This is a genomic window from Salinivibrio proteolyticus, from assembly GCF_027286365.1.
In the GTDB taxonomy this organism is placed as follows: Bacteria; Pseudomonadota; Gammaproteobacteria; order Enterobacterales; family Vibrionaceae; genus Salinivibrio; species Salinivibrio proteolyticus.
This window is the reverse complement of record NZ_CP114585.1, coordinates 340,299-352,612: the sequence shown is the minus strand read 5'-3', so window position 1 is coordinate 352,612 and position 12,314 is coordinate 340,299. Positions and strand designations below refer to the sequence as shown.

Genomic DNA, 12,314 nt, shown 5'->3' with positions numbered 1-12,314 from the left:
GTTTTTACTCTATGATTTAATTATGTTTTTTATTTAATTATCAGCTAAATAACGATCACGATCCAAATAGATTTTTATTTATATTCATAGTGTTTCATTAACTCGGACTTCACTCGAAAAATTCCAAACAAAGTCCATGTAACTAATAGGTGTCTTTTTTGTGATTCTGGTTCATATTTTATCTTTAAAAGGCAACAATTCGCTGCCTTTTAGATGAACTCATTGTGCATCATTGAGCTGGTTTTCTATTAGCTCAATAAAAATCTTATCGGCACTTTCTATTTTCAATGCCTTGGCTTCGTTGAGTAAGGCCATTGCTTTGCTGATGTCCTTTTCACTGATGGCCGCGGCTATCGCTTGTTTATAAAAGTCCACGGTTTCCTTCTGAGCTTCGGGCTGTTTGACCCCTTGTGGTGTTACAGAGTCACTCACGCTTGTATTGTCACTGGATAGGACGGTCGCATACTCCTTGGTTACCACTGTGACGGATACTTGACCAGTCGGCGCATAACGGTAGGTCGGATCGGTCACCATCGGCATTGGCTCGCCTAACTCCTGAGCACGCAGCTTCGCCGGATGTGGCAAAGTAATCTTATGACCGAGAGTCGTCGCATTGGTGTACATGACCATATAGCGCGCTCCCTCGGAATCGAAAGATCCTGACAATTGAGAGGAATCAAGCAAGTTAGCCGTTTGCGGCGTAAACGTATCCGCTCCCAGTGTTTTGATCACCTGATAATGCTTATCCAATAGCAAGACTCGCGGCACGAAGACACGGCCATGTTGCATGACACTCTTTACGCTAATCTGAGCACGCGCGGTCCGATCGTTAAAACGAAATGCTTGGGTGTAACTCTTACCCTCTGAAAATGAAAATACCTCCGATTGAGGGCCAAGCGATACTGTCAATGTTTCACGCTCTTTCAACTGGACGTAAGGTAATTGCTGGAATGTCGCGCAACAGGCTTCACGATTGGGGGCGACAGGCATCTCTTCCTGCAAGTTAGACGCACACCCTACCAGCCAAACCGCGGAACTGACTGCCAGCGCCATTTTAAAGCGCTGATAATTTCTCATTATATTTGTCATTGACTCTATCCTAAAAAGGCGGCCGTCTCGGCCGCCTCGTTATAACACTGATAGTACTAACGCATCGGTTAGAACCAAATTTCGGTATGCACACCAATCACGGTTTCATCATCACTATTATCGATGCCGATTTGGCCACCGCTGGCCTTATCATCAGCTTTGATGTAGCTGATATAAGGCTTGATTTGAGGACGGCCGAAGAAATCTGCATTCACAGTCAAAGGCACAGCCACTTCAACGTTCCAAATATCGCTTTCCACGGCATCGCCTGAACGTCCCCAATAGCCATCAGCCCCTTCTTCATGACCATAAGACAAGGTGGTCTCGAGACGCATGTTCTCATTGACTTTATAAGAAGGACGTACGGCCGCAATGTAACGTTTTAGATCATCCGCGCCGAACAACTGATCGAGTGCAGCAAAATAGGTAAGCTCTGATCCCATTTGCCAATTGTCAGAAATATTCATCACCCCGTAAGAGGTTAAGAAGATCGACTCTTGATTTTCATCGCCGCCAGACCAGCCGCCAAAGTTGACGCCACGGTTTTGCGCCACACCTTTACCATAAGCGATGGCCGTTTGAGTCCAGCCGTCCATGCCGTAATAGCTAGAGTTAAGGGTGATCGCAGCACCAAAGCCATCATCAGAGTTACTGTCTTTGTTCGCCTGCTCCATGTATTTAAAATCAAAGTCTAGGCTACCGATCCCTACATCCACACCATAGTAATAAAGATCATAAGAAGTGAGTGTGGTGCGGTCATCACTACGCGACGCTTCGCCAGCATCTGGATCAGCGACAACGATAGCAGCACCGGCGGTGTGACCATTCAATTTGGTTTGTAAGCCTGCACCTACCCCAGATGACTGCTTCCAATATTCACCTGACAGTAAGCCAGCCGCACGGTTCAGATAACGCTGACCACCCCAAATAGAGGTATCCTTACCCATAAAGGACAGGCCACCTAATTCGACATACGCTTCCTTGACTTCAAATTGGGCTTCGTCGTTTTTCTTTTGGCTACCTGATGAGGTATAAGCGTAAGAGTTACCGTTACCGTATTCAGAGCGGACAACATAGTCAGCCCATGCACCGTTGTCGTAAGTGGAATGTTTTTTAACCGTGAACTCAACTTGGTTTGTACTCTGACCATGAGTACCGGCAGTTTTGTAGTCAGGTCTACCGAATTCCGTGTCGACTGTTTCACCATCAACCATACGGAAATTCATTGAGCCATAGCCGTGAACTTCCCAGCCATCATTTTTGTCCGCATTGTCAGCCAATGCGACACCAGAAGCTAAAGCTGTAGCCACTGCAGCGGCGAGTAAACTTACCTTTCTCATACCTTACTCCATTAGGACTGTTGTTAAACTGCATCATGAGATCACCGGCAGTAGGAAAGTGAGCACATCATGCATGGGCATTGCCCTTTTTTGTGTTAGAAACATCCTATGCTTCCAACTTTTTCTGCGCGTCATCCGTAACGGAAAATATGGGGGGAGGAGCCTTAAGGAGGAGTAAGAGGAAAGAATGTAATTTAGTCGATCTATCTCACTAAAACACGGCGTAAAGCGTTATTTACTTTCTTGATCACCCCCTACAAAACGCTATATGGATCACTATTAACAGTTTTATTCCTATTAACAAGAAAGTGAATTACAGCAGAATCGATATTAAGAACTGTGAGCCTAGATTGAATTTATTTTGTGGGGGAGGTGTAATAGCGTTTCTTCTTAATTAGATGGTGTTGTTTATGTCTCTCTGCCATCCGGCGCCTTATACCTTAGGCGCTCGATTATCCGATCAAGGCTGCCGCTTTAGCTTATATGCTCCTGATCGTGACGCTGTCACCCTACTGCTTTGGCAACGTAGTCACCAACCTACCCGTATTCATATGCAAGAATACAAGCTGGGCTATTGGACTGCGTATGTTCCGCACGTAAAAGCAGGCGACACTTATAGCTATGAAGTTCTGATTAACGGACAAGCGTGGTGCATTGCCGACCCCTATGCACAAGCCGTTGTCGGCCCAGTGCAATATCAGCCACCGTATACACCCAATCAAAGCTACAGTTTGGCTCGATGCCAAGTCGTCGATCATCAATTTGATTGGCAGGAGGTTTCACGCCCTGCACATACAATGAGCGAAACCGTCATTTTCGAAACACACGTTAAGGGGCTCACGCAGTTGCATCCCAATGTGGAAGAGCGCGCGCGTGGACGTTATCTCGGCTTAATAGCGCCCGACATGCTGCGCTTTTATCAGGACAACCAGATTAATTGCATTCAACTTTTGCCGATTGCTACTTGTTTACCTGAACCACATTTACTGAGCCAGCAAAAAACCAATTATTGGGGCTACAACCCCTACTTATGGATGGCACCGGATCCTCGTTACGCGCACCATGATGCAGTGACTGAACTTAAAACGGCGATTCGAGAGCTGCACCGACACGATATTGAAGTCATCTTAGATGTGGTATTCAATCATACGGCAGAAGGGGGAGATGGCGGGCCTATCCTGCATTTCAAAGCGTTAGATCACGCCATGTATTTGCATGATAAACATCGACTCGTCAATTACACTGGCTGCGGTAATACCCTAGACATGCGCCATCCTGCCGCGATTACCGCGGTATTAGACAGTTTGCGCCTGTGGGTCACTCACTACCAAGTTGACGGCTTTCGCTTTGATCTGGCCGCGACACTGGGCCGAGAAGGTGAGCAGTTCAACCCACACGCTGCGTTTTTTACCGCATTGGCACAAGACCCTGTGCTCTCTCAAGTTAAGCTTATTGCAGAGCCTTGGGATATCGGTCCAAATGGCTATCAATTGGGACAGTTCCCTTCCAATTGGTCGGAGTGTAACGACAAAATTCGGGATACTACCCGTAGTCTATGGCGCGGTGAAAAACATATTCTGCAAGATTTTGCGACGCGATTAATGGGCTCGCGCGATCGATTCAGTGCCGCCCATTGGCCCGATCACTTGTCAGTCAATTACCTGACCTATCACGATGGGTTCACTCTACAAGATGTGGTCAGTTACGCCCAGCGGCATAATCACGCCAACGGTGAAAATAATCGTGACGGACACGGTGATAATCGTTCGGCTAACTATGGTATCGAGGGCCCAACGCAGGATCCGGCTATTATTGCGGTGCGCGAGCGACAAAAGCGCAACCTTATCGCCAGTGTTCTCTTTGCTTTTGGCGTCCCTCACCTCCTGACGGCGGATTTACTGGCTCACTCCCAACAGGGTAACAACAACGCTTACTGTCAAGACAATCCAATCAGTTGGTTGAACTGGGATAACCTCGAATCGTCAATGCCTTGGGCAAACTGGCTGTCCACCATGATTAAGCGTCGCCAAGCCGTTATGCCCGCGTTTATCGATGCATTTAGCGGCCGAAAGCGCCATCAAAACCGTATTCGTTGGCGACATCCCGATGGTAACGCGATTCAACCGAATGATTGGCCAAACTTGTGCGCTGTTGTTTGCCATATCGAAATCGGTCAACATCATCGCCATGCGGGCGCTCAGTTACTTTATTGTTTCAACGTCAGCGATCAGCCGTTATCTTTTTCCCTCCCCGACGACAAGTCATGGCAGACGGTGTGTGTCACCGAAGAGGCCGACACCGCCACGCGAACGGTCACATCATCATTCACTCTGGCGGCCAAAAGCCTCAGCATACTCACCAATCACGCTTAACCGCGTCATCCACATAATAACTATTCGCACAAACAGTATTCACATAAAAAAGGCAACCTCATCAAGGTTGCCTTTCTTCTAGGTCATTGACTGACTTAACCGCGTTAGCCTTTCACGCCACCAGCGGTCAAGCCACCGACTAACCAACGTTGCGCGAGTAAGAATACCGCAGTAATTGGGAAAGCCGATAAGACAGCTGCCGCGGCGAAATCGCCCCATAAATAGTTTTGTGGATACAAATACTGTTGCATGCCGACAGCGAGTGTATATGAATCCACATCAGACAACAGCAAAGAAGCAACTGGCACTTCACCTACCGCGAAGATAAACGACAAGATGAAGACCACGGCAAGAATCGGCACTGACAATGGTAGCAATACCATACGGAACGCCTGCCATGGCGTCGCACCATCCAATGCGGCCGCTTCCTCCAAAGAACCATCAATGCTTTCAAAATACCCTTTGATGGTCCACACATGCAGGGCGATACCGCCGAGATACGCAAAGATCAAACCACCGTGGGTGTTGAGCCCTAAAAACGGAATGTAGTTACCCAACTTGTCGAAGAGTGCGTAAATCGCCACCAACGCGAGTACTGCAGGAAACATTTGAAAAATCATCATCGCTTTCAAAATAGTTTCCTTGCCTTTAAAACGCATCCGGGCAAAGGCATAAGCTGACGTCGTTGATAACGCAACAATCAAAAGTGACGTTACGCCAGCGACTTTTACTGAATTCCACAGCCATAATAGAACCGGAAATGGCGGTGGTGTCACCGAGCCATCAGGATTAGTGACAGGGAAGCCGAGTGCCAGCTTCCAATGCTCAAGAGACGGGTTTTCCGGAATCAAACTCCCGGTCGCAAAGTTACCTTCTCGGAACGAGATTGCGATAATCATCAACAAGGGGAAGATAATCAGCGAGAGAAAGCAGCACAGACCTATATGCGTCGCCCACACTCGGTATTTTAATGATTTTCCTTGAACCATAGCCATGAGAGACTCCTTAGCTTTCTGTCACTTTGGTAAGACGCAGGTTAATCAAGGCGAGCGCACCCACCAGCAAGAAGATCAATGTTGCGACTGCACTGGCGAGACCGAAGTCTTGGCCGCCACCACCTTCGAATGCAATCCGATAGGTATAGCTGACCAGCAAGTCGGTATAGCCCGCCGGCTCTGTGGTACCAATCATGTTCGGACCACCTTCTGTCAACAGCATAATCATTACGAAGTTATTGAAGTTGAATGCAAAACTGGCGATGAGCAACGGCATTAGGGGCTTGATCATCAACGGCAACGTAATCCGCGTAAAGTTTTGAATAAAGTTAGCGCCATCGATAGCAGAGGCTTCATAAAGATCATCCGGTATGGCTTTTAATAAACCCATACACAAGATCATCATGTAAGGGAAACCTAACCAGGTATTCACCAACACCACCATTACACGTGCCAGGAATGGATCATCAAACCAATTGGGACTGATACCAAATAAGGCTTCAAGTACCATATTGATTTCACCAAAACTTTGGTTGAATAACCCTCGGAAAATAAGAATGGAAATAAACGCAGGTACCGCATAAGGTAGAATGAGTAACACGCGATAAATTGCACGGCCTTTTAATTCTTCCCATTGAACGACATTGGCAAGAATAAGCCCAATAATTAACGTGAACACTACCGTTAATAGCGAGAATACAATCGTCCAAATAAAGATACCAATAAACGGTTCTTTTATCCCATCATCGGTCCAAACACGCTCGAAGTTGTCCGTACCAATTTGCACCACATAACCCGGTGCCACCGTATCACCGATAAATTGACCGGCCTCATCAATCGGTTGATAAAAACCAATTTCATCATTTGGCTTCAACGTATCGCCAGTTTTATTATTAATCAGTGTACGGCCATCATCTTGTAAGGTATACAGCGGTTGTTCTGCGGCAAACTTACGCAGCCCGCTCATACGGATGGTATCGCCATTCGGGAACTGAACATCCACCTGACTCAAGGTATCGCGGTTTTTGATCACATCGCGTAGCGTCGCTTTTTCACCCGACAGGCTTTCTACCGGCGAAAGCGCTAACGTTTCGTTCGACATCGACGCCATATCAAACGGCGCGGTCGCAAAGCGCTCACCCGCTTTATCAATCACTAAACGGGTACCTGATGGAGTTTGATACAAAGCAAACGGATAGCTCTGCCCACTTTGAAAAGTACGCTCAAGTAATACCGATTGCGCGCGCTCGAAAGACAGCTGATTTTTAGCACTATAGTTGGTAAGGGAGAGGCCCACGGTATACACCAAGGGGAAAATGATAAAGAGGATCATCCCAGCAATACCCGGATAGATATATCGCTGAGCATACATCTTCTTATTACCAAAAATGTATAACGCTAGCGCGGTTAGCACCACAGTTAGCATTGCAAACGCAGTTTCACCACGCGAATACATAAGTATGGTGGCGTAACCATTGATGATCGCCACAGTCGCCAACAACGCCCATTTAATGAACGCTTTTGAGCTACTTGGCAAGAAAGAGCCTGACGTTGTCATAGCTGGAGAACCTTGAACTGACTGCATAAGGAACGCTACTCACATTGTTCGGGAACTGTGCGGGGAGGCTGCCCTCCCCGCAGATAGAGCTTATTTCAGCATTTGTTTTTCTGCATCGTTAAGCGCATCGTCGATGGATTGACGGTCGCCAACCACATTAACAACGGCGTTTTTCGCAGCGCCCCAAAATGCTGTCATTTGAGGAATGTTCGGCATCACCTCACCATGCTTCGCATTCTCCATGGTTGCTGCAATACGGCTGTCTTTCGCCAATTGAGCTTGATAAGAATTCAGCGCAACCGCCCCTAAGGGTTTATCGGCATTGATGGTGGATAGGCCGTCATCAGTCAGCACATAGTTTTCGAGAAACTCAACCGCAAGGTCTTTATTCGGTGATGCGGTGCTAATGCCAGCACTGAGCACACCGACGAACGGCTTAGACGCTTCGCCTTGGAAGGTTGGTAGTGTTGTCACGCCATAGTTAATGCCGGATTTCTCGATATTACCCCACGACCAAGGACCATTGATGGTTATTGCCGTATCGCCTTGGTTGAACGACGATTCAGAAACGGAATAATCCATATCAGACGAAATCACGCCATCTTTTACCATGTGCTTAATAAAGCCCAGTGCGTCGTGAACACCTTGCTTGTTGATGCCGACATCTTTGACATCATAACCTGTGGCAGTTTGTTTAAAGGCATACCCACCATCAGCCGCCATCAATGGCCAAGTGAAGTAAGGTTCTTTAAGGTTCCACATAATAGCGGTTTTACCTTGTTCACTGAGCTTGCTGTTCAGCTTCGCCACTTCTTCCCAGGTTTTAGGTGGTGTAGGGACCAAATCTTTGTTGTAAATCAGTGATAGAGATTCCACGGCAATGGGGTAACCCACGTACTTGCCTTTGTATTTCACTGCGTCCCATGCAAAATCAACCATCCCGTCTTTCAAACGCGCAGAGGGTTTAATTTCAGCCAATAGACCCGACTCGGCATAGCCACCAAAACGGTCATGCGCCCAAAACACGATGTCTGGACCATCGCCGGTTGACGCTGTTTGTGGGAATTTATCTTGCAAGCCATCAGGGTGAGCCACAGTTACCGGAATACCCGTGTCTTGTTCAAAACGTTTTCCAACTTCAGCAAGTCCGTTATAGCCTTTGTCACCGTTAATCCAAATAGTGAGCTGGCCTTCTTCGATACTCGCCTGTGCCCCAAATGAGCCGAGAGCAATAAGGGTACCGAGGGCAACAGCACTGAGTGATTTCTTCATCTTTCTATCCTTCTTCTACTGAGGTGTAGCACGATTCCTTGGCGGATGAGCTGTATTTCACGGTCTATCATGGTTAATTCACCGCAATTCCTCATCATCCCGTCCTCTACGCCCTACGCCACTGCGAGCGAATTCGTGATCCATATCGCTCGCCGCAGATGATGCGGCTCACAAAAATAAACCTAACGTGATCAAGTTCAACTAATTGGCTGATAATTTTGTGACGTACGCCCTCAAATTAGTTTGGGGAGGAGTTCATCCTCCTCCCCGTCTACTCCCCCTGTAATAATTCTGCTTAGGAGGATGTATGACTGCCGTGATTCGCCCAAACTGAATACCATCAAAAAAGCATTGGTGAGCAATCACACGATATGCTTAAGCTTTAACCCGTTAACTATTCAACAAATAGGTTAACGGTTATTTAGGTCTTAAGTGACGTGCGATGAAATAACGCAAACACCTATAATGCGTATTAAGCCGAATTAATGAAAAGCGATTGAGGGCGAGCGACATGGCAAGTGTCACGTTTAAAAACGTTTGTAAAGCGTATGACGACGATGTAATGATTTCTAAGAACGTTGACCTAGAGATTAAAGACGGTGAGTTTGTCGTCTTTGTCGGACCTTCCGGTTGCGGTAAATCCACATTACTGCGCTGCGTTGCAGGCTTAGAGGATATTACCTCAGGTGATTTATATATCGATGACCAACGGATTAACGATGTTGAGCCATCCAAGCGCGGTGTGGGGATGGTCTTCCAATCTTACGCGCTATATCCCCACCTTAACCTGTATGACAACATGTCATTCGGTCTGAAATTAGCCAAAGCTAACAAAGCAGAAATAGATAAACGCGTCCATCACGCGGCAGAGATCTTGCAGCTTGGTCACTTGTTGGATAGACAGCCAAAATCACTGTCGGGTGGACAACGTCAACGTGTGGCTATCGGCCGTACTCTGGTTTCACAGCCAAAAGTGTTCTTGCTGGATGAACCGCTTTCTAACCTTGATGCCGCGTTGCGGGTGCAAATGCGCGCGCAAATCACCAAGCTCCAACGTCAGCTGGGCTGTACCATGATTTATGTCACCCACGATCAAATCGAAGCCATGACCATGGCCGATAAAATCGTGGTCTTGGATGAAGGGCGAGTCGCACAAGTTGGCCGACCACTCGAGCTCTACCATTATCCTAAAAACCGCTTTGTCGCTGGCTTTATCGGCTCACCTAAAATGAACTTTATGAGCGTGTTTATTGATGATGTCGAAGCCGAACGCGTTAAAGTGCAAATGAGCAATGGCACCACGTTCTGGATCCCCGTCGATGGCACCACAGTGACACGAGGCGATCGCATGTCACTCGGCATTCGTCCCGAGCATTTGCTAGCGGCGAAAGAGGGTGATGCTGTGATTGAAGGCGAAGCTACTATCGTTGAAAAGCTCGGTAACGAGACACAAATTTATATTAGCCTCGACAGTGCCGATGCGGATGTCATTTACCGTCAATTGGATACGGTTGAAATCGAAGCCGGAGACAAATACGCGATTGGTATTCCTGCACACCGTTGCCATTTGTTCCACAGCGATGGCCGTGCCTGTAAACGCCTGCACCGTGAAAACGGGGTAATTTTTGATGAAGAGGCGGAACAAGTCGCCTAATCACATCCTCCTTACCAAGGCCGCTCTCTTAGCGGCCTTTTTGATCCCGCTGGCTGCCAAAGACCCTCTCCTTGAGACAAGCAATCGCGATTGACAGGCACGTTCGACAGGCTCAAAAAAAGCGCCTCTCCGGGCGCTTTAGCTCAATTCATTGCCGATACAGACGATGTATCACCCCTCCCACCGATAGAACACGGTCGCTAATGGCGGTAACGTCAGTGATAATGATTGTGCTTGTCCATGAGCCGCGGTGTTTTGCGTATCGATCTCCGCGGGCAATGGATAGCCGCTCCCCCAGAATGCCGCATCATCGGTATTCAGCATTAGAGAATAATGTCCGGCATGGGGCATCCCCAAGATAAACGAGTCACGCGGTACCGGTGTAAAGTTACTGACCACCAGCACACGCTCCCCATCATCGCTGATCCGCTCATGAGCAATCACGCTCAACGCGTGGGCATCTTGTAAGCGCCACTCAAATCCAGCGGGATCGCAATCGAGTCGATAAAGCGCAGGCGTTGAGGTATACAAGTGATTGAGGGCCTTCACCAGCGACTTCACGCCCTGATGCCGTGGATATTCCAACCAATGCCACTCCAGTTGACCATCATGATCCCACTCGGCGGTTTGGCCAATTTCCGTACCCATAAAGTTCAGCTTTTTCCCAGGCTGACCGTACATATACCCCAAATATGCACGCAAGTTTGCCGTTTGCTGCCACTCATCTCCCGGCATTTTGTTAAGTAAGGCACCTTTGCCGTACACCACTTCGTCATGCGACAGTGAGAGCACATAGTTTTCACTGAAGGCGTATACCAACGGAAAAGTCAGCGTGTCGTGATGATATTGGCGATGGATGGGCGCTTCACGAATATAGCTCAAGCTGTCATGCATCCAGCCCATGTTCCACTTAAAGCCAAACCCTAGTCCGCCTAAGTAGGTAGGCGCAGACACGCCGGGAAAAGCGGTAGACTCTTCGGCGATCGTCATCGCATTAGGGAAGCGTTGGTAAATGGCTTCATTCACCCATTTCAAGGTCGCAATCGCATCATAGTTTTCGCGCCCCCCATCGGAGTTCGGTAGCCATTGATCGTGCGAACGCGAGTAATCGAGGTAAAGCATCGACGCCACCGCATCGACGCGTAACCCATCAATATGAAAATAATCCAGCCAATACAGCGCGTTACTGACCAGAAAACGACGGACATGTTCTTTACCCATGTCGTAGATATGGCATTGCCAATCATTATGCCACCCGCGGCGCGGATCGGGGTCATGATAAAGCGGCGTGCCGTCGAAATAGGCTAAGCCATGATCGTCACTCGGAAAATGCCCGGGCACCCAGTCCAAGATCACGCCAATACCTGCTTGGTGGCACTGGTCAACAAAGTACTTAAAGTCATCCGGCGAGCCATAACGACTCGTCGGTGCAAACAAACCAACCGGTTGATAGCCCCAAGAGCCATAAAATGGATGCTCACTGACCGGCATCAACTCGACATAGGTATACCCCATTTCGACTAAATAGGGCACCAGTCGCGCCGCCAACTCACGATAGCCCAGCGGATTTCCCATCTCGTCATGCTGCCAAGAGCCGATATGTAACTCATAGAAAGACAAGGCTTGTTGGTGCTTGGCGGTTACAGGCCGTGTCTGCCAAGCCGCATCTTGCCATTGGTAAGCCTGATGGTCGTAGGTTAACGACGCAAACGAAGGGTATTGCTCCGCATACGCACCGAACGGATCCGCCTTGTGAGGCAGTGAATGCCCATCGGGCCCGGTGAGCGCGTACTTGTAGCGACAATCCGCGCCCAAGCTAGGCACAAAGCCCACCCAGTAGCCGTCATCGAGTCGCGTCAGTGGATCAGCCTCTGACTGCCAATGATTCCAATCACCAATGACACTGACAGAACGCGCGTTTGGGGCATAAACCAGAAAACGGACGCCTTTGATGGGCGTACCGTTAACCGGAAGTGTCATTAGCTTGGCCCCCATCTGATGATAGGCCTGATGAGGATCGGATAGATGCGCAGC

Annotated in this window: 7 protein-coding genes and 1 pseudogene; 2 read left to right on the top strand and 6 right to left on the bottom strand. The window is 48.3% G+C overall.

Annotated features, from left to right (window positions below; translation table 11 throughout):
- Positions 1-219: 219 nt before the first annotated feature.
- A complete protein-coding gene (locus N7E60_RS15530) occupies positions 220-1,089 on the bottom strand; it encodes a MalM family protein (protein ID WP_269599000.1) in 870 nt (289 codons plus the stop codon).
- A 68-nt stretch (positions 1,090-1,157) separates the two neighbouring features.
- A complete protein-coding gene (locus N7E60_RS15525; RefSeq protein ID WP_269598999.1) occupies positions 1,158-2,429 on the bottom strand; it encodes a carbohydrate porin in 1,272 nt (423 codons plus the stop codon).
- A gap of 410 nt (positions 2,430-2,839) precedes the next feature.
- Between N7E60_RS15525 and glgX the strand changes: the two genes are divergently transcribed.
- A complete protein-coding gene (gene glgX / locus N7E60_RS15520; protein WP_269598998.1) occupies positions 2,840-4,801 on the top strand; it encodes a glycogen debranching protein GlgX in 1,962 nt (653 codons plus the stop codon).
- Between the two features lie 104 nt (positions 4,802-4,905).
- On the opposite strand, the gene malG is transcribed toward glgX, so the two are convergent.
- The 3 genes from malG to malE all read right to left on the bottom strand — a co-directional run bounded on the left by malG (position 4,906) and on the right by malE (position 8,626).
- Positions 4,906-5,796, bottom strand: coding sequence for a maltose ABC transporter permease MalG (malG, locus tag N7E60_RS15515; RefSeq protein WP_069590363.1), 891 nt, complete (start codon positions 5,794-5,796; stop codon positions 4,906-4,908).
- A gap of 10 nt (positions 5,797-5,806) precedes the next feature.
- Positions 5,807-7,381 (bottom strand): maltose ABC transporter permease MalF, encoded by a 1,575-nt coding sequence (gene malF / locus N7E60_RS15510; protein ID WP_077457376.1) that lies wholly within the window; start codon positions 7,379-7,381, stop codon positions 5,807-5,809.
- Positions 7,382-7,444: 63 nt separating this feature from the next.
- Positions 7,445-8,626, bottom strand: coding sequence for a maltose/maltodextrin ABC transporter substrate-binding protein MalE (gene malE / locus N7E60_RS15505; protein WP_077457374.1), 1,182 nt, complete (start codon positions 8,624-8,626; stop codon positions 7,445-7,447).
- A gap of 511 nt (positions 8,627-9,137) precedes the next feature.
- On the opposite strand from malE, the gene malK reads away from it, so the two are divergent.
- A complete protein-coding gene (gene malK, locus N7E60_RS15500; protein ID WP_269598997.1) occupies positions 9,138-10,280 on the top strand; it encodes a maltose/maltodextrin ABC transporter ATP-binding protein MalK in 1,143 nt (380 codons plus the stop codon).
- A 171-nt stretch (positions 10,281-10,451) separates the two neighbouring features.
- On the opposite strand, the pseudogene glgB reads toward malK, so the two are convergent.
- Positions 10,452-12,305: pseudogene (gene glgB, locus N7E60_RS15495) on the bottom strand (1,4-alpha-glucan branching protein GlgB); the annotation flags it as partial.
- Positions 12,306-12,314 lie beyond the last annotated feature (9 nt).